The 19,563-nt window shown below is 44.9% G+C and carries 12 protein-coding genes, 2 pseudogenes and 1 riboswitch; all 14 genes and pseudogenes read right to left on the bottom strand.

All coding sequences use genetic code 11. The features are described from left to right. Positions 1 to 5 precede the first annotated feature (5 nt). On the bottom strand, positions 6 to 956 hold the full coding sequence (locus tag DXA13_RS05675; RefSeq protein ID WP_118242343.1) for an ABC transporter permease: 951 nt from the start codon (positions 954 to 956) through the stop codon (positions 6 to 8). Between the two features lie 53 nt (positions 957 to 1,009). After that, the gene (locus tag DXA13_RS05670; protein WP_118242340.1) at positions 1,010 to 2,518 is read right to left on the bottom strand and encodes an ABC transporter substrate-binding protein; all 1,509 of its coding nucleotides are present in this window, start codon (positions 2,516 to 2,518) and stop codon (positions 1,010 to 1,012) included. Positions 2,519 to 2,670: 152 nt separating this feature from the next. Further along, positions 2,671 to 3,432 (bottom strand): (S)-ureidoglycine aminohydrolase, encoded by a 762-nt coding sequence (gene allE, locus DXA13_RS05665; RefSeq protein WP_118242338.1) that lies wholly within the window; start codon positions 3,430 to 3,432, stop codon positions 2,671 to 2,673. A gap of 303 nt (positions 3,433 to 3,735) precedes the next feature. After that, positions 3,736 to 4,874, bottom strand: a pseudogene (gene nagA / locus DXA13_RS05660) (N-acetylglucosamine-6-phosphate deacetylase). Between the two features lie 95 nt (positions 4,875 to 4,969). Next, on the bottom strand, positions 4,970 to 6,697 hold the full coding sequence (locus DXA13_RS05655) for a DEAD/DEAH box helicase (protein ID WP_118242336.1): 1,728 nt from the start codon (positions 6,695 to 6,697) through the stop codon (positions 4,970 to 4,972). A gap of 190 nt (positions 6,698 to 6,887) precedes the next feature. Beyond that, on the bottom strand, positions 6,888 to 7,292 hold the full coding sequence (locus tag DXA13_RS05650; RefSeq protein WP_118242333.1) for a zinc ribbon domain-containing protein: 405 nt from the start codon (positions 7,290 to 7,292) through the stop codon (positions 6,888 to 6,890). Between the two features lie 339 nt (positions 7,293 to 7,631). After that, positions 7,632 to 8,322, bottom strand: a pseudogene (locus tag DXA13_RS05645) (response regulator transcription factor). Continuing rightward, positions 8,315 to 9,814, bottom strand: a complete 1,500-nt coding sequence (locus tag DXA13_RS05640) for a HAMP domain-containing sensor histidine kinase (RefSeq protein WP_118242331.1) — start codon at positions 9,812 to 9,814, stop codon at positions 8,315 to 8,317. Before DXA13_RS05640 ends, DXA13_RS05645 begins: the two are co-directional and overlap by 8 nt. A gap of 569 nt (positions 9,815 to 10,383) precedes the next feature. Next, the gene (fsa, locus tag DXA13_RS05635; protein WP_118242329.1) at positions 10,384 to 11,037 is read right to left on the bottom strand and encodes a fructose-6-phosphate aldolase; all 654 of its coding nucleotides are present in this window, start codon (positions 11,035 to 11,037) and stop codon (positions 10,384 to 10,386) included. A gap of 142 nt (positions 11,038 to 11,179) precedes the next feature. Then, a complete protein-coding gene (gene metK, locus DXA13_RS05630; protein WP_118242531.1) occupies positions 11,180 to 12,373 on the bottom strand; it encodes a methionine adenosyltransferase in 1,194 nt (397 codons plus the stop codon). Positions 12,374 to 12,631: 258 nt separating this feature from the next. Continuing rightward, positions 12,632 to 12,775, bottom strand: a riboswitch (SAM riboswitch). 158 nt (positions 12,776 to 12,933) lie between these two features. Next, positions 12,934 to 14,226, bottom strand: coding sequence for a UDP-N-acetylglucosamine 1-carboxyvinyltransferase (locus DXA13_RS05625; RefSeq protein ID WP_118242327.1), 1,293 nt, complete (start codon positions 14,224 to 14,226; stop codon positions 12,934 to 12,936). A gap of 122 nt (positions 14,227 to 14,348) precedes the next feature. Beyond that, a complete protein-coding gene (locus tag DXA13_RS05620) occupies positions 14,349 to 16,823 on the bottom strand; it encodes a hypothetical protein (protein WP_118242325.1) in 2,475 nt (824 codons plus the stop codon). A gap of 228 nt (positions 16,824 to 17,051) precedes the next feature. Next, complete coding sequence (locus DXA13_RS05615; protein ID WP_118242323.1) at positions 17,052 to 18,680, bottom strand: ATP-binding cassette domain-containing protein; 1,629 nt, start codon at positions 18,678 to 18,680, stop codon at positions 17,052 to 17,054. A gap of 91 nt (positions 18,681 to 18,771) precedes the next feature. Next, positions 18,772 to 19,563 (bottom strand): NPCBM/NEW2 domain-containing protein, encoded by a 792-nt coding sequence (locus tag DXA13_RS05610; RefSeq protein ID WP_278287030.1) that lies wholly within the window; start codon positions 19,561 to 19,563, stop codon positions 18,772 to 18,774.

The raw sequence follows: 19,563 nt of genomic DNA, 5'->3' as shown, positions 1-19,563 counted from the left end.
CCCCCTCATCTGCTGTCCAGCCGAATTCTGGGATCCACTGCTGCATATAGGATGTCCAGCCCCAGCATCAGAAACATGTTGATCAGCGCAATCACAAGTACAACCGCCTGAATAACCATATAGTCTCTTCGTTCTATAGAAGTAACAACCAGCTGCCCGATACCGGGAATGTTAAAAATAGCTTCGGATACTACGGCTCCTGCCAGCAGCGTCACCGCAGTCTGTCCAATCACTGTAATAATGGGCAGCAATGCATTTTTCAAAGCATGTCTTACCATAATTGCAGCCTCCCCAACCCCTTTCGCCCTGGCCATTTTTATATAATCACTATTGAGTACTTCCAGGACAGAAGACCGCGTCATTCTCATGATCAGACCCATATGTATAAATCCCAGGGCCAGAGCCGGCAGAGTCAGATATCTGATATGTATGCCAAGGCCTTCTTTCAAGGCTTTATACCCGGCGATTGGAAATAAATGCACATGGAACGCGAAAAGGAGTATTAGCAAAAGAGCTACAACAAAATTGGGGACGCTGATTCCGCAGAGGGAAACCATAGTGACGGCGTGATCCAGAATTCCGCCTCTGTACCTTGCTGCCAGGATTCCAAATGGAATGCCGATTCCTGCCGCGATCAAAAGAGCATAAATCGTGAGAGATATGGTAGGTTTCATATGATTAACAATAATTACAGTCATCGGCTGGTCAATATACACGGATTCTCCCAGATTTCCTTTGAAAATACCGGTTACCCATTCCAGGTACTGGATCGGCAGCGGTTTGTTTAATCCCATTTTTTCCTGCAAGGCAGTGACCTCTTCTTCTACCGCTCTGTCTCCGAGGATTACTCTGGCAGGATCCCCGGGCGTCAGATGAATGATAGAAAAAATAATTACCGAGGTAATAATAAAGACCGGTATCATTATGATCATTCGCTTTAATATATATTTTTTCATTTTTTCCCTCCTGATTCTCCATCCTCTGATGCCCGGTGCAGTCTGATCTTCCCTTATTTTTCAATTTTTGCATTTCCTAAATACGGCCCATTAAAATACACCATATCTTTTACTTTGGAAGTTGAAACACTGTAATTAAAAAATTCTCCGTATTTTATAACCGGCAGGGCCTCTGACCAGCAATACTCCTGCAGTTCGTCCCATACGCTCTTTGCTTCCTCTACAGAAAGGGAAGCATTAATCTGTCTGTTTAATTCCTGTACTTTCACTTCTGTCGTCCATCCCGGCCATGAAGGATTCAGATAAATCTGCATGCTGGGCACACATACCGGTATCGGTGTCGCCAAAAATGCGTCATAGATTGAAGAATCGTTCCTCTGATTCAAAAAGGTTGCCGCCTCTACGCTTTTCAGTTCCACATTCATGCCAATCTGTTCTAATTCTGATTTTATAACAACAGCCATTGCTGTAAAAAAGCTGTTGTCGCTGTTTACCAGGATTCGGAAAGTCTCACCATTATAGCCGGCTTCCTTCAGATATTCCTTTGCCTTCTCTTTATCCGCCGCATTATAATATCCGCTTCCTGCTTTACTGTACCAATTTGCCTGTTCTTGGCTCATGTAACTGGACTCCATACGGTAAAAGTCTTCAGAAGTCCATGCCGCCTGCATCACGTGGCCCGGTTCCACTGCATATAAGACTGCCTTTCGAATCAGCGGATTCGTGGACAAGCCCTCTTTTTTATTAAACACCGTCATCGCCGATCCGGCATTTTCCTTGTAAATTGTTATATCCTGATTTCCATCAAACATCGAATAGTTGTCGGATGGGAGCTGAAATCCAAAGTCATACTCACCTGTCAGGACTCCTGTCCCTCTTGTAATATTGTCCGGAACGAAATCGAAGTACACATCTTTTATATACGCATGCTTATATCCCCACCAGCCGCTCGCTTCCTCCGGGCTGCCATATGGCTGATATTCTTCATTTTTTGTCAGCTTGATATACTGGCCGTCTGCCCATTCCTCAAACCTGTATGGACCTGTTCCAATATATTCCGTGATGAATCCCGTCGTCCCATCGACTCCATCAATAACGGCCTCAGGCATAATTGCTGAACACTGGCTCTGTGCCGCAATCAATTCATTTAAAAATAAAGCCGGTCTTTCCAGGACGATCTTTACCGTATAATCATCAATCTTTTCAAATCTGGAATCCCCCACCATTTCTCTCACACTGCCATACGCAGAAATCCAGCGGTTCATGGAGGCCGTTACATCATCTGCTTTCATTTCCTTCCCATTGTGAAACATAACTCCCTTACGCAGATGATAGACATATTCTGTGCAGTCCTCATTCACCTCACAGCTTTCTGCCAGTTCCGGCTTGGGAATATAATCTTCCGTCATTGTCATTAGTGACTCCCATATCATGCCGTAACCAATAATTCTGGCCAGCTGGTCACTCTGATAATGCACATCCATCGAGCCCGGCACAGCCGCCATTGCCACATGAATGACATCTGCGTACTCTATGCCATCCTCTTCCTGAACGCCATCCACTGCCTCTGTTTTGCCGGCCCTTTCTCCTGTCCCTTCCGTTCCGGATTTTTTCCGAACCTTTGGAGCATCCCGTCATCAGCATCACGGTGCAAAGTCCCATCGCCAACAATCTGTTCCATCCCTTTTTCATAAAAATACTTCTCCTTCCTTTGTTATAAAATAACATCCCGATTACAGTCTTTTGAGAACAAATAAGAAAATTCTCCTGCGCCAATCCCATAAGCCGCCTGTGGAACGTATGGACCCATCCATATAAAATCTCCCTTTTCCACAGGGCTCCATACGGTATCCAGTAAGTACATTCCTTGTCCTTGAAGCACAAACGCTCCATGCTCCTGATCATGAGTTTCTACAAATCCATGGCATCCTCCTTTCTTAAATAGTAAAATGTGAAAGCTGATATCGAAGGCTTGATCGAAGGGAAGAAGTTCTCTGCTCAGAAGATGGTTCATTCCGTCACAGGACTTCCATTCTACTTTTTCTGTGTCCCCCCAAAATACCCACGGTTTCCTATCATGGAGTGGAATATACTTTTTCTTATACAGAAAAATTTCACTATGAATACACTGATTATCAAACTGCAGACCCTCTCCCGGCGGCACATATACATAAGCCCCCTTTCCCATGATTCGCCTTTTTCCGCTCACTTGCACAGATATGGTTCCTTCATTTACGTATAAAAAATATTCTATACTTTCATTTTCTCCTAAATTTCTAACCGTTCTTCCACATGGTCCTGCTTCAATAATATAAGAAGCAAAATCCGCTCCAAGTTTTGGTGAAGCTAATATTGTAGCCTTACAGCCCTCCAATGCAGGGAGAATGTTTTCAACGCGCCCCTCTTTTGGTATTACAGCATAATATCCACGGACTATTCTCGCTCTGGATGACAACAAGTTCGATCTATCTGCCATATGCACCTCCTATGTAATTGATTTTATTATTTAATTCATTTAATTATTAAAATCAATTATATATTATAATCATATAAATGTCAATGTATCAAGCAGTTTTGTAATTGATACCGGCAAGAAAAAGGTCTTTCCTGGAAAGTAAGAAAGAATCCTGCCCGGAGGGCTTTTTAGTTACATAGGATAGTTCGGAGAACCTTCCTATGTAATAAAAAAGTCCTTAAACCGACTTTCCAGTCAGCTTAAAGACTTTTATGATTTTTTTATATTCGATTTTACCTTTTTAGGCGCCAGTTCATGGATCTATTACAACATCGCCTTGCCACAGCAGTATGTTTGCAAGACTTGATAATCGTCGTCCAAAACTACGATATCCGCATCGTATCCCGCATTTAAACAGCCTTTTCTGTCTGATACGCCAAGACAGCGGGCCGGATTTATCGTGCAGGAATTCAAAGCTGCATCGAATGGAACGAGGGCGTCTTCTACAAGAATCTTCAATCCTCTGTTCATATACAGGGTGCTTCCGGCAATCGTTTCTGTTCCCTTCAGACGGGCCAGTCCGTCCTCACCAATCTCTATAGGGTGTCCGCCCAATTCATATTCCCCTCCTGGAGGACAATGTTTTGCTCTCAGGGAATCCGTTACCATTATGCTGTAATCTCTCCCCTTGGCCTGGAAAAAGTTATTCAGAGCAGCCAGATGGGAATGACAGCCGTCACAGATCACTTCTCCAAACATATCGCGGACACGGAATGCCGTTCCGACGAGTCCCGGTTTTCTGTGATGATACGGAGTCATTCCGTTGTATACATGAGTCATCGAAGTCGCACCGTTGGCGATTCCCATGAGCGCTTCCTCGTATGTTGCCGCCGAATGTCCCATGCTGACAACAACTCCTGTAGCCTTGCAATATCTCGTAAGCGCAAACTCCTCATCCCGCTCAGGTGCCAGCGTAATGTACTTAATCATGCCCTTTGCGGCTTCCTGATACATCTTAAACTGCTCGACCGTAGCCTTCGCAATTGCTTCCGGAGCTGCGCGCCCTTATAGTCCATATCAAGATATGGCCCTTCAAAGTGAATTCCAAGAATTTCTGCGCCTTCGTATCCTTCTTCTGCTACCGCAGCTACATTTGCAACTGCCTTAGAGAGCACGTCCGGCATCTGGGTAACGGTTGTAGGAAGAATTGATGTAACCCCTTCCTCCGGTATCCGTCTCATCCATTCCTTAAGTCCCTGTGGTTCACCGTCGTTTGTATCATATCCATAAGCGCCGTGGGTATGGACATCGATAAATCCCGGTACGATTCTCTTGTCTCCATAGTCCGCGTCCGCTTCTTTCTTACCGTACTCATAAACTCTCTGGATTTTTCCATCATTCACTTCCAGCTGGGCCGGTATGAACTGTCCTGCAATCCAGACTTTCCTGCTCTGTATAACCATAATGGGCCTCCTTCTGTTGGAATAGCCGTCTAAACGCTCAGGCTTTTCCTATACCTTAAGTATAACCAGTTGGAGACCCATTTACAAGACTTGTTTTACTTTGTGCCGTTTGCCATTTCCATACGGACGTTCTTTCCGCGGATTTTCGCGTGCTTCATTGCTCTTAAAACTTCATCCGCACAATCCTCAGGAACGTCGACAAACGTATAGTTGTCAAACATATCGATGCTGCCGATGAGACTTCCCGGCATTCCTGATTCCCCGGCAACCGCTCCCAGAATATCTCCAGGACGGATGTTCTGGCTCTTTCCAATATTTACAAACAGGCGGACCATTCCTTCTTCACGGCTGTCACGGCCCCCGCGTCCGCCCTTATTTCCTCGTCCTCTTAATCCGTCGCCCCAGTCGTCGCCGGAACGGCCTCCACGCCTGCCGTCGCGTCCCTTGCCGCCGTTCTTGCGGCCTCTTCCGAAGTCGTCAAGATCATCCAGGGAACGTGCCATAGTAACGTTATCGATAACATCTTCTTCTGCTTCGCCCATAGCCATTTTCAGGAGGGCGGCAGCCAGATCCATCGATGTATAGTCTTCTTCCAGCAGCTTCTTTTCAATGATATTAATCATTCCGCTTAAATCATTATCATTGATGACCTCAGTCACCTCGTCCATTACCTTCTCCACGCGGATGGCTGTAATATCATCCAGCGATGGGATCGGCTGCGGAACGATCTTGGTCTTGCAGTAGCGCTGAATATCACGGAGCTTATAGACCTCCTTGCCCACTACAAGGCTGAGGGCTTTGCCTTCTCTTCCGGCACGGCCCGTACGTCCAATACGGTGTACATAGTATTCGTCATCCTGAGGAATATCGTAATTAAAAACGGCCTCTACGTCATCGACGTCAATTCCTCTTGCTGCTACATCCGTTGCGACCAGGATTTCTGTCTTTCCATTACGAAAGCTGTTCATAACCCTGTCACGCTGCATCTGTTTTAAATCTCCGTGCAGTCCTTCTGCAAAATATCCTCTTCCCTGAAGAGCCTCTACCAGCTCATCTACCTGCTTCTTCGTATTGCAGAATACGACAGAGAGCTTCGGTGCGTACATATCGAGAAGACGGCACATGACTTCTACCTTGTTCTTTGGTTTTACTTCATAATAATACTGTGTCACCTTCGGCACAGTCAGTTCCTTTTTCACCACCCTGACAATCTGTGGTTCCTTCTGGAACTTTTTCGCGATTTCAGCAATTGCCTGGGGCATAGTAGCTGAAAACATAACTGTCTGCCTCTCTTCTGGAAGCTGGCTCAGTATCGTTTCCATATCCTCCAGGAAACCCATATTCAGCATTTCATCTGCCTCATCCAGAACAACCGTATGAACGTGATCCAGCTTAATTGTATGCCTTCTCATATGATCCATCACACGTCCTGGTGTACCAATGATCACCTGTGCGCCGTCCTTTAAAGACCTGATCTGCTTTCCGATTTCCTGTCCTCCATAAACCGGAAGAACTTTTATTCCATGCATATATTTTGCAAGCCGGCGAATCTCCTCTGCTACCTGTATTGCCAACTCTCTCGTAGGGCAAAGGGCGATTGCCTGCAGTTTTTTACTTTTGGGATCAACTTTCTGAAGAAGAGGAATTCCGAAGGCAGCTGTTTTTCCCGTTCCTGTCTGCGCCTGTCCGATGATATCTTTTCCTTCCATCTGAACTGGTATTGCCTTTGCCTGAATAGGGGAAGCTTCCTCAAAACCCATGTCTCCTACTGCTTTTAAAATCTTTTCATTTAAATCTAATTCATCAAATCTGATTGTTTCCATTTACTGTCCTTTCTTACTCTCTTAGGCGTCCGTATTCGGACGTTGCAAACCATAAAACTCTCTTTAAAACATGCTTTAAAACAAGAAAAAACGAGAGGATAACAGGCACGCTTCAGGCCTTTCATCCTCTCTTTTCGTACAGATTTTAACTATATCAGAACTTTTATATTATGTCAAGTACATTGCCCTGTCAACTTTTCTTTATAAAATCCGTGCCACACTTGGGGCAGTGGATACTGATGCGCCCTTTTCCTCTGGGAATGCGTATTTTCTGACCGCACTTCGGACATTTGTAAATGTGATAATGGGCCGCCTGTCCGCCCTTATACTTCCAGCTCTTCCACCATTCCTCTGCCCGAAACCGCAGCCCCATATAAACGTTGTTTTCCTTCTGCCTTTTTCCATAATTCCTGGAAAACATCCTGTAATAGCTGTACACGATCAATATCAGCTCCAAATACCATATAATCCTGGACCTGGCAAACATATTGATTATTATGAATACCAGTACCAATCCAATTGTAAAACGGCCCAGCTGATCCGTGCCATATCTGCCTATCATAAATCTCTGAAGTTTTTCCCGGAATCGATTCATCTCTGCTTTCCCTTCTATCTTCTCTTATCTCTCTTCTCTCTCTTCTCTTTTCTTTCCTCCTCGTATGCTCCAACCATATGACTTTTGGTAGTATTATGGGTGGTATGGGAGTTTTGTACTGCCATGAGGAGAAGTAAAGTTATCATCCTTCTCGTCCCATAGACATCCCCATCTGTATGGGATATAATGAAAATTCTGTCGACTCTTTCCAGCAGGAAGGAGGTGTCTGCATGGAACTCTTAACTACTTTCATATTTTCTGTCACGGCAAGTGTAGCTGGCTACTACATATGCAAATAGTTAGATAGAAAACATAAAGACAGCTAACCTAATGTCAACATCATACCTTAAACCGGTAACCCACTCCCCATATCGTTTCAATGTACTGCGGCTTTGCCGTATTAAATTCTATTTTTTCCCGGATTTTTTTTAATATGCACCGTTACCGTCGCAATATCTCCGATGGATTCCATATCCCATATCTTGCTGAAAAGCTCCTCTTTCGTAAATACGTGGTTCGGATTCTGCGCCAGGAAACAGAGCAGGTCAAACTCTTTCGTCGTAAAATTCTTCTCTTCTCCGTTAATCCATACCCTTCTTGCAGTCCTGTCAATCTTCAGCCCGCGGATTTCAATAATATCATTGACCGGCATACCGCTTCCGATCAGCCTTTCATATCGGGCCAAATGAGCCTTTACCCTGGCCACCATCTCGCTGGGACTGAACGGCTTCGTTATATAATCATCAGCGCCCAGTCCAAGGCCGCGGATTTTATCAATATCCTCCTTTTTAGCGGAAACCATGATAATCGGTGTGTTTTTTTCTTCACGCACTTTTCTGCATATCTCAAACCCATCTACTCCCGGAAGCATAAGGTCCAGGACGATCAGATTAAAATCTTCTCCCAAAGCACGGGTAAGCCCTTCTTCACCATCGTTGGCAATCTCGACCTCAAAGCCGCTGAGCTCCAAATAGTCCTTCTCCAGTTCGGCTATACTCTCTTCATCTTCCACAATCAAAATCTTATTCATCCTGAATTACCTCCTGATATTTTCTCAGAACAAAATGGATCTCTGTCCCGATTCCTTCCTTACTGGTTGCCCAAATACGGCCTCCGTGATCTTCAATAATCTTCTTTACTATAGAAAGTCCTATGCCGCTTCCCCCTTTAGAAGAATTTCTGGAGGAATCTGTCCTGAAAAATCTGTCAAAAATATTCGGCAGGTCCTTTGCCGCTATGCCTTTTCCGTTATCCTCAATCTCAATCTGTATAAAATCACCCACATCCAGAATCCTGATATTAATGATTCCCTTCTTTTTATCGATATATTTTACAGAATTGCTGATTATATTATTAATTACACGCTTTAACTGCTCCGCATCCGCTATAATCATTACATCTTCATCCACATAGTTGAAATATCCAAGCTCAATCCCTCTCGCCTCCATATCGAGACCTACTTCCTCCACGCAGTCATGAAAATAGCCGGATACATTTATTTTGGAATACGTATACGGGATTTTATTCGTATCGATCTTCGAATAAAAAGTCAGTTCATCAATCAGCCGGTCCATATCGTTTGCCTTGTTATATATCGTCCTGATGTATTTATCCAGTTTTTCCGGAGATGAGGCTACTCCGTCCAGGATTCCTTCCACATATCCTTTGATCGCAGTAATCGGCGTCTTTAAATCATGGGAAATATTGCTGATCAGCTCTTTATTATCTCTGTCATACTGGACCTTCTCCTCTGAAGATTCCTTCAGCCTGATTCTCATTTCTTCGAAATTCTGGCACAGCTGGCCGATTTCATCATCATCCTCTACTTCCATAGTAAAGTCCAGATTGCCGTCACGTATCTTCTTTGTCGCTTCCTGGAGCAGGCTCAGTGGCCTGAGAATCGAACTGTAAATCCAGATCATAAGGGCGCACCCTGTAAATATCAAAATCATAATTCCGGATATCAGCATTTCAAAAAGCATGGACTTCACTTCCGGTATCAGCTCATCTACCCTTGATATAATAAAAAGGCTGCCCTGAGAACCATCATCATACATAAAATCCATCTGTTTAATTAAATGCTGACTGTCGCCGTCAAGATAAATGCCGCCTTCTATATCGGCTCCGCCTGTACCATAGTCTGGAAGCTGTTCCGAGATATTATCATCTTTATCGATCGCCTGCTGATCAATAAAAATAATCTGCCTGCCCTTTCTCACGATCATATACGCATATTTTGCGATCAATTTTTCATTTAATGATGATAAATATGATAAATCTTCAAACTGATCCGGGTCCTTTATCATCTGCTCCCTGATTTCCCACTGGAGCTGTTTAGTCAGCCTGTTGAACATCTGCATGGAGTTCCCGGATAATATGTCAATCTGCTCTGTCAGGCCATAATTCTTTCGAATGGATCTGGTCTGATAATCGCTCAGACCCATAAATGCCATATAGATCAGAAGCATAGGAACTACCGTGACAGTTAAAAATGCTACTGCTAGACGTGTTCTCAATTTCATCCGGCTGCTCCTCCTGTCTTGTTTTATACGGTTTTTCGGTCACGGGCTTTCGCCCTCTAAGACTGGGAAGAGAAGCATTCCCTTACGTGCCAGCACGACGTGAATGCTTCTCTTCCCAGTCTTGCACGGCTCATTGCTTACGTGCACATTATACCATATTTCAGGCGGTTGATTTATAAAACTATTCTAAACTTTGTTTTTTCACAAAAAAAACAAACTTTTTTCACATTTTAACATTATACTGAATTTCGAAAGGGAAAACCTTTTCGTATATACACTTTTCATTTCCGGCCAGCAGGACTCCCCATCTTGCTGGCTCTCCTTTTGTCTTTATGGCGTTTCTTCATCTTCCCGACGGCCACGGCCGGTTCGATCACGCTTCGATTATTCCGGCAATTTTTTCGTTTCCATCATACTGCCTTATAGTCCCACCTGCGTTCACTTCCATAAAAGAAAGAGGGCATCCACTCTCGTGCAAGTGAAGCACGCCGCGGATACCCTCTTCTATTTTTCACTGCTGAACTCTTAACAAATCATAGCCGTCCCAGACGGTTACAACCCATATAAGATTACTCGCCGAATACTGCCTTATAGTCAGCCTGGAACTTAGCAATACCCTGATCTGTAAGCGGATGCTTTGTCATCTGAACCAGTACGCTGTAAGGTACCGTTGCGATATCTGCACCTGCCTTAGCACAGTCGATTACATGAATCGGATTTCTTACACTTGCAGAAATAATCTCTGTTTCGATACCGTGCATCATGAAGATTTCTGTAATGTCCTTGATTAAGTCAATACCTGGCATGGAGATATCGTCAAGACGGCCTAAGAATGGAGACACATAGGTTGCGCCTGCTCTTGCTGCCAGAAGTGCCTGTGGTGCACTGAAGATCAGCGTTACGTTTGTCTTAATTCCCTCTGCGCTTAATACCTTTACAGCCTTTAAGCCTTCTACGGTCATAGGAATCTTAACTACCATGTTTTTATGGATAGCTGCGATTTCACGGCCCTCTTTGATCATACCTTCTGCATCCGTTGTAGTAGCCTTTACTTCACCACTGATCGGTCCGTCTACGATAGAAGCGATCTCAGCGATAACCTGAGCAAAATCTCTTCCCTCTTTTGCAATCAGAGATGGATTTGTGGTTACGCCGCAGATAATTCCCATGTCGTTCGCTTTTCTGATGTCATCAACATTGGCTGTGTCAATAAAAAATTTCATGATAATCATTCCCCTTTTTTGAATTTTAGTCTGTGTTGAAACGCCATGAAACAATCCGGAAAATCTTGAAACGCTATGTAAGTTTTGCCAGATTTTTCTTCCGTTTCACCATGGTTTCTCGGAATAATTATACCACAGAAATTTAGTTTTGTGAATATTTCTTTAATAAATCTACCTTATCCGTGCGCTCCCACGGAAGGTCCAGATCATTTCTTCCGAAATGGCCATAAGCTGCTGTCTGCTTGTATATCGGCCTGCGAAGATCCAGCATTTTTATGATTCCAGCCGGTCTTAAATCAAAGTTTTCCCGTACGATTTCAACCAGCTTTTCATTGCTCAGCTTTCCTGTACCGAACGTGTCTACCATGATAGATGTCGGATGGGCTACGCCGATCGCATAAGAAAGCTGTATTTCACATTTATCAGCCAGACCCGCTGCTACGATATTTTTAGCCACATAGCGAGCTGCATATGCTGCGGAACGGTCTACCTTTGTACAGTCTTTTCCCGAAAATGCGCCGCCGCCGTGGCGTGCATATCCACCGTATGTATCTACGATGATTTTACGTCCCGTCAGACCGCTGTCCCCATGAGGGCCTCCGATTACGAAACGTCCTGTCGGGTTAATAAAGAACTTTGTCTCTCCATCCACCAGTTCTGCCGGAAGGACGGCATCAAATACGTATTTCTTAATATCTTCGTGAATCTGCTCCTGAGATACCGCCTCATCATGCTGTGTAGACAGAACGACTGCCTCCAGACGTTTCGGTTTACCATTCTCATCATACTCTACTGTTACCTGTGTTTTTCCATCAGGACGGAGATATGCAAGCGTTCCGTTCTTTCTAACTTCCGTCAATTTGCGTGACAGCTTATGCGCCAGTGCAATCGGGTATGGCATATACTCATCTGTCTCATTACTTGCAAATCCGAACATCATGCCCTGATCGCCAGCGCCGATTGCAGCGATCTCTTCCTCTGACACGGAGTGTTCCTTTGCTTCCAGGGCCTTGTCAACGCCAAGAGCGATATCAGCAGACTGTTCGTCAATCGCAACGACAACACCGCATGTATCACAGTCAAAACCATATTTTGCCCTGTCATATCCGATTTCTCTGACCGTTTCGCGAACTACCTTCTGAATATCCACATATGCATTTGTAGTAATTTCTCCCATTACGAGCACAAGCCCTGTCGTTACTGCCGTCTCACACGCAACGCGGCTCATCGGGTCCTGCTTCATCAATTCATCCAGAATTGCATCTGAAATTTGATCACACATTTTATCCGGATGTCCTTCCGTTACTGATTCTGATGTAAATAATAATTTTTCCATCGTTTTGCCTCCTTTAAATTCCTGTCTATAAACTGCGTGAAAACATGAAAGAATCCCTTTTCCGGATTCTTCGTCTTCGTCTGCGGCAGACTGCTTTCGCGGCATATTTTTACTGATGCCGCAATGCGTCTTCCGCGGAGCGTTTTTTCTTTCTAGGAAATCCTACGCTTTATCACTTTACAATAACAAGGTCTTTACTAGAAAGTAAAAAAAGAAAAAGTCCGTAGCAATACGGACTTGTCATACTATGATCAAATCCTCTTATTGCTCGATTACACGGACAAGTTGTCCGCATCCTCGCTCAGGCTGGCACCTTCCGTCCCTCACATGCTTTACAGCCTGTTTAAACGGGGTTGCCGTGACTTCACAGATCCTTTGTATCTCCATCACTCTGAATAAGGGATATTACGCACTTTTCAATTTTTTTGCCAATCAGGCTTTCTGCGCCTATGCTTCACTGCCTGATAACGAACAGTATACTACATCATTCAAAGAGAAATGTCAAGAATATATTTACGTTTCCTGTAATTTCCTCTTTTTTCTAATTAAGAATGGAATAATCAGCCGACTCTGAGCTGAAACTTCCATGCTGCTTTTTCATTGTCTACTTTCTCTATCATCGCGCCAAGCCCCTGAAGTTTTTCTTCAAAGCACTCGTAACCTCTCTGTATGTAACCGATCTCATCTACAACCGTATAGCCTTCCGCAGCCAGACCTGCAATTACAAGCGCCGCTCCGGCGCGCAGATCGGGCGCTTCTACCTGGGCGCCTGAAAGCCCCTTTACGCCATCGATTACCGCGACATTTCCTTCCACCTTGATATTGCTTCCCATCCGGGCCAGCTCGTCCACATATTTAAAGCGATTTTCAAAAATGCTCTCTGTTACGATACTGGTTCCGTTTGCCAATGCCAGGGTCACGGCCATCTGAGGCTGCATATCTGTTGGAAATCCAGGGTAAGGCAGGGTCTTAATATTGGTGGGATGCTGCTTCGGCTTCCCTACGACACGGACTGCGTCGTCAAATTCAATCACCTCACAGCCGACTTCCAGCAGTTTTGCGGAAATGGCCTCTAAATGCTTGGGAATTACGTTTCTAACCATAACATCTCCCCGGGTAACAGCGGCAGCACACATAAATGTACCCGCCTCTATCTGATCCGGAATAATCGAATACTCCGTTCCGTGAAGATGGCTGACGCCTTTAATTCGGATAATATCAGTTCCCGCGCCTTTGATGCTGGCGCCCATGCTGTTTAAGAAGTTCGCCACATCAACCACATGCGGCTCTTTTGCAACATTTTCCAGGATAGTGGTTCCCTCTGCCAGGGCAGCCGCCATCATAATATTGATCGTGGCTCCAACCGAAACCACATCGAGATAGATATGAGAGCCAACCAGATCAATGGCATGAGCCACTACTGCGCCTCCTACCACGTCAACCTTTGCTCCCAGCGCGCGGAATCCCTTCAGATGCTGGTCAATCGGTCTGCTGCCGATGTTGCAGCCTCCCGGAAGCGGAACCTCCGCACTCTTATATTTTCCAAGCAAAGCACCAATAAAATAATACGATGCTCTGATCTTTCTGATAAATTCATCATCTACAGATACTTCTTTAATCTGGCTTGCATTGATTCTTACAGTATGCGCGTCAATACGTTCTACATGCGCTCCGATTTCCTGTATGGCTTCCAGAAGCACATTGATGTCTCTGACATTCGGAAGGTTATCAATTAAAACATCTTCGTCTGTCATGATGGCAGCTGCCAAAATGCCGAGAGCAGCATTTTTTGCTCCACCGATTGTCACTTCGCCGACTAATGGATTGCCGCCTTTCATTATATACTGTTCCATCTCACACCTCAAAATATCTTTCTATAATTAAATCTTAATGACTCTTACGATTTTATGAATTCTTAACATTTGTACCTATGATTATAACATAAGTTTCTCATTTGTAAAGATTGTGAGATTATTTATTCCGTAAAGACGCCGCATATAAAGTCATTTTTCATCGTTTTAAAATATTCTTCCCCATCTTTCAGACCCATTTTTGTCGTTGTCTTGTCAGAAGGCCGGTAAATAGATACGTTATACTGATCATATCCGTAAAGCAGCACGTACTCTCCGTTTTCCATATAAGCTACAACCGGACAGCCGCGGCCGATGAAATAAAGCATCTGATGCATGGTACATTTTCTCGCATCCAGTACGATGATTCCATCGTCATACGCCTTATTCCCTTCCATTTCATCCAGACGCTTTGTCAGCCTCCTGGCCACTGCCTCCGGATTCTTGATATTGGCCGTATCCGGCCTGTTGATTCGGTTCCACAAAATCATGTGATTTTCATCCGTGACAAATCCCATCTTGTCATAAGCCATACCAACCATTTCTGACAGGCTGCCGGAAGACCCCAGCAGTTTTCCGCTTCCATACGCATAAAATTCCATACTGGTAATCCATGTCCCTGCCTTCAGATTCAGCACTCCGGCCTCATCGTAAATCATCTTTTTGGGCGTCGTCACCTTGATTTTATGATTTTTCTTAATTTGTTCATCTGATTGAACAAAATATACCTTTCTCCTGTCTTCCGAGGCATACCAGCCGATCCCGTCCAGCATTCCCGGACCGATGTCTGTCGTGCAGACAATAATGTCGTCTCCTGCCATAGCATATTCATGGTCGGAAATCTTAGACAGTTTGTTCAGATGGATTCTGCTGTCCTCTACTCTCACGTCGGAGATATAATATCCTGTTTTCTCATAGTGAGTTTCTACATTCAGGCCGTCATCAACAATTTCCATCATATACATCGGAAGGTCAACTGTCCGGCCGTGGTTGATCCAGGAATCCTCTGGACGCGCCTTCCCATACATAAAGTCGTTGCCTACAAATCCCAGGACGCGGAGAACTTCCCCCTCAGCCGCCTGGATATCCTGCTTCTGTCCCGTTTTCAGGTTCATCACATGAACGGTTTTCGCCACATACTTTTCATGGCCTTCCTGCCATGCGAGATGGCTGCCGTCCGCACTTATGGTAAAGCTTCCCTCTTCAAGGGCGTCTGCAACCACCATATATTCGTTGCTCTTTAAATCAATTCCATAAACCGCATGACTGATCATAATATAGAACATGTCATTGTCTCCCAGATATGACAGCTCCTCTATGTCCTGCTTCAGCCTCTCGTAAGAAGTATTTACAGGGAAGAAAAACTTTTCTTCTATCGTATCTGTCTCCTTATCATAGCGGTAGAATGCAGCGCCCATCATGCCTTCATGAGAACCGCGATTCATATATCCATACACGAGAAAGTCCACACTTCCGTCATCTCTGATGGAAACTGCACGGATTCCATGCTGGTTATAGCTGATTTCTTCTTCATTACTTTCACTGCGGAAGGAGAATATCTTTACCGCATGATTCTCCACCTGATCAAAGGACCAAAGATCACGATTTGTTACAAACGTGATGTAACGGCCGCCGTTTGCCTTCTTCACCTGAATTTTGTCATCATTTGTAATCCCCAGAAGGATCCTTTTTCCCGAAAACAAATCTCTGTTTCCATTAAAAATCTGATCCATATTCCGCTCATAATTCATCATGTAAATTCGCTGGCTGTTCCATTTCATGGTGAAATTCTCAGTGACTTCATAAAGCTCGCCGCCGGCTTCGGTTCCAGCGCGCCTGACCAGATAGTTAAGCTCCACATTCCCCATAATTCCATCCAGTTCTTTCAGCGATACCCATACCTCGCCCACAGGTTCCATTTCCAGTCCGCCCCATGTAAGCTGGGAAAAGCTGGATTCGATCGTCACATGCCCCAGAGAACTGTTGTCTGCCGTCTCGTTTGTTTCCAGGTACGTCACCAAATCTCTCGCCCTGTTATAATCAAAAGTCTTTTCCGAAAAATCCACCGCCAGGTTTACCATCTGAGCCGGCACCTGCTCGTCCGTAAGCATGATTCTCGTATAGTAGCGGATCTCTCCTTTTCCCTCTGTGCCCAGAATCAGGCACAGCGTATACTGTTTATTCTGTTCCAGAAGATTTTGTATCGGAAGAGACGCAGTAATCCTGTCCCCGCTGTCTTCCCACTGCTCCAGACTCGTCCGCTCTACAAGGCGGCTTCCATCCAGACTTCTGATTTCATACCGGATTCCATTGACCTTGTCGCCTCGTTCGCTTACATAGACGGTAAGCCGGCGGTCTGCCGGAAGAATCGTAAGGCTTTCAATGGCCGCAGTCTGCCCTACATCCTGCCGGTATCCGTGCATGGCATTCATCTCCCTGCCGAGAGATTCCGGATATACAACCGGCAGGCTCTCTGAGTCCATAGATGTGTATACCTCATTCGTACTCTCTTCTCCGCCCTGGTACCATATAAAATAAATGACAACTGCTATAATAAAAACGATCAGCAGCACGCCTGCTTTTTTCCATATTCCTCTCATAACACACTTTTTCCTCTATTCGATCTGTCGAGTTTGTAGACATCATATATACTTTTATATTGTAAATGGTATCCGCAAAAACTACAACTTAATCTTTTCGAAAAAATATAAACAAAAAGAGGCAGGGACCTCCATACCCCTCACCATGCAGCTTCTGCTGCTGAAGATATGAAATCCCTGCCGGTATTATTCTGTCTTACAACCGATTTTTCTATTATTCGTGATTCCTTAATCGTCTTTTTCCGTAACCTCAAATACCTGTCTCTTTCTTGCCATTTCATCGCTGGCAAGATATTCGTCATATGTGGTGATCTTGTCAATCAGCTTGCCATTGACGATTTCCATAATGCGGTTTGCCGTGGTCTCTACGATCTGATGATCACGGGATGAAAACAGAAGGACACCCTGGAACTTGACAAGTCCGTTGTTGAGAGCTGTAATCGCTTCCATATCCAAATGGTCCGTCGGCTCGTCCAGCATAAGCACGTTCGCACCTGAAATCATCAGTTTAGACAGCATACAGCGCACTTTCTCACCACCGGAAAGTACTTTTACCTTCTTAATACCGTCCTCCCCTGCAAACAGCATTCTTCCAAGAAAGCCACGCACATACGTCGCATCTTTTTCTTCTGAATACTGGGTCAGCCATTCGGCAATCGTATCCTCATTATCGAACTCTGCACTGTTGTCCTTCGGGAAATACGCCTGTGAGGTAGTAATTCCCCATTTATAATCTCCTTCATCAGGTTCCATCTCGCCTGCCAGAATCTTAAAGAGAATCGTCTTCGCATGTTCGTTAGGGCCTACGAGCGCTACCTTATCTTCCCTGTTCAAAATAAAAGAAATATTATCCAGTACCTTTACGCCATCTATCGTTTTAGAAAGATTTTCTACAGTCAGCACCTCGTTGCCGATCTCACGGTTTGGCCTGAAGTCTATATATGGATATTTCCTGCTGGACGGTCTGATATCATCCAGTTCGATTTTCTCAAGAGCGCGCTTTCTGGAAGTCGCCTGTTTGGATTTGGAAGCATTTGCAGAGAACCTCTGGATAAATTCCTGGAGTTCCTTAATTTTCTCCTCTTTCTTCCTGTTTGCTTCCTTCATCTGGCGCATCATAAGCTGGCTGGACTCATACCAGAAGTCATAGTTTCCGGCATACAGCTGAATTTTACCATAATCGATGTCCGCGATCTGCGTACATACCTTATTCAGGAAATAGCGGTCATGGGAAACGACGATCACTGTATTTTCAAAGTTAATCAGGAACTCTTCCAGCCACGCAATCGCGTCCAGATCCAGGTGGTTGGTCGGCTCGTCGAGAAGAAGAATATCCGGATTGCCGAAAAGGGCCTGGGCAAGAAGGACTTTTACCTTTTGCGCGCCAGTCAGTTCTTTTAAGAGGCAGTAATGGAATTCCGTCTCAATTCCAAGACCGTTCAGCATGTTTGCCGCGTCTGCTTCCGCCTCCCAGCCGTTCATGGAAGCGAATTCTCCTTCCAGTTCTGCTGCCTTGATGCCGTCTTCATCCGTAAAATCTTCCTTCATATAGATGGCATCTTTTTCCTTCATGATCTCATACAGTCTGGCATTACCCATAATAACTGTATCGAGTACCTGAAATTCATCATATTTAAAATGATCCTGCTGCAGGAAAGACAGACGCTGACCATGACCGATCACCACATCACCGCTTGTCGGCTCCAACTGTCCCGATAAGATCCTTAAAAACGTAGATTTTCCCGCTCCATTGGCGCCAATCACGCCGTAGCAGTTACCTTCTGTGAACTTGATGTTCACCTCTTCAAACAATGCCTTTTTTCCTACACGTAATGTAATATTATTTGCACTAATCATAATCTGTTACCTTTCCTCAGTTCATCACTCTTATTGTACAGATTTTCCCCGAATTTGCAAGGTTTTTCCAGAAATTTATTCCGTTTTCCCCTTATTGGTATATGGACGGCCAGTTTATGATGACAGAATCGTATTCTGAATCCCGGTCCGGTATGCATTTAATCCCCAGCACATGCTGACCGGTAATATCCACATCAATTCGTTCATCCTCAGAATCAGAGGTTATGTTTTCCACCTGATAAAGAACCTCGTCATAATCGCCGTATATCGCAATTGTAACGCTGCCCTCCGATGAAAATCCGCTCCGCGGGATAATTCTGCAGGAAAACCGTTTCTGTTCTCCATCCAGATCATACTCTATCAGAGATTTTCCGCTGATTAAAATGTTGTTCGTATATTCCTTTCCATCCGTACCCGTGCTGCGCGCGCTGGTCCAGACAGAATCCCACATATAGGACGGCGTAACCGGGTACAGCTCGCTCCGCTCAATCTTTTCGCTTTCCGGCACCTCGATCCAGGCCCCGTCCGAGCCGATGACGTGGTTGCGTATCACCGTATCAGATACCATTTTTCCGTCCAGATTCATATAGTACCATTTTCCATCCACCTGAATCCATCTGGTAGCCATGGCTCCGCCTTCCAGGAAATAATACCAGTCTCCGTCGATCTGCTCCCAGCCTGATGCCATTCTGCCGTCCGGATGAAAATAGTACCACTGGCTTTTGTCCTGTATCCACTCTCCCGCCGCCACAGTTTTGTCGTCTTTCTGATACCCCCACTGTCCTCCGTCTTTTGGAATCCAATTCCCTGCCTCTGCCTGAAACGACAAGGCCATTACAAAACATACTGCCGTGGCAATTCCTGTCCTTCCTTTACGCCCCAT

Source organism: Clostridium sp. AM58-1XD (genome assembly GCF_003464085.1).
Lineage (GTDB): Bacteria > Bacillota > Clostridia > Lachnospirales > Lachnospiraceae > Lachnoclostridium_A.
Note: the sequence above shows the minus strand (reverse complement) of the source record. Positions and strands in the feature narration are given on the sequence as shown.

What these genes read in the sequence shown, in the direction of transcription:
- allE (WP_118242338.1), bottom strand. Translation starts at nt 3,432, where the DNA reads ATGGCAGATAGATCGAACTTGTTGTCATCCAGAGCGAGAATAGTCCGT.
- DXA13_RS05675 (WP_118242343.1), bottom strand. Translation starts at nt 956, where the DNA reads ATGAAAAAATATATATTAAAGCGAATGATCATAATGATACCGGTCTTT.
- DXA13_RS05640 (WP_118242331.1), bottom strand. Translation starts at nt 9,814, where the DNA reads ATGAAATTGAGAACACGTCTAGCAGTAGCATTTTTAACTGTCACGGTA.
- DXA13_RS05625 (WP_118242327.1), bottom strand. Translation starts at nt 14,226, where the DNA reads ATGGAACAGTATATAATGAAAGGCGGCAATCCATTAGTCGGCGAAGTG.
- DXA13_RS05650 (WP_118242333.1), bottom strand. Translation starts at nt 7,292, where the DNA reads ATGAATCGATTCCGGGAAAAACTTCAGAGATTTATGATAGGCAGATAT.
- DXA13_RS05615 (WP_118242323.1), bottom strand. Translation starts at nt 18,680, where the DNA reads ATGATTAGTGCAAATAATATTACATTACGTGTAGGAAAAAAGGCATTG.
- DXA13_RS05610 (WP_278287030.1), bottom strand. Translation starts at nt 19,563, where the DNA reads ATGGGGCGTAAAGGAAGGACAGGAATTGCCACGGCAGTATGTTTTGTA.
- metK (WP_118242531.1), bottom strand. Translation starts at nt 12,373, where the DNA reads ATGGAAAAATTATTATTTACATCAGAATCAGTAACGGAAGGACATCCG.
- DXA13_RS05620 (WP_118242325.1), bottom strand. Translation starts at nt 16,823, where the DNA reads ATGAGAGGAATATGGAAAAAAGCAGGCGTGCTGCTGATCGTTTTTATT.
- fsa (WP_118242329.1), bottom strand. Translation starts at nt 11,037, where the DNA reads ATGAAATTTTTTATTGACACAGCCAATGTTGATGACATCAGAAAAGCG.
- DXA13_RS05655 (WP_118242336.1), bottom strand. Translation starts at nt 6,697, where the DNA reads ATGGAAACAATCAGATTTGATGAATTAGATTTAAATGAAAAGATTTTA.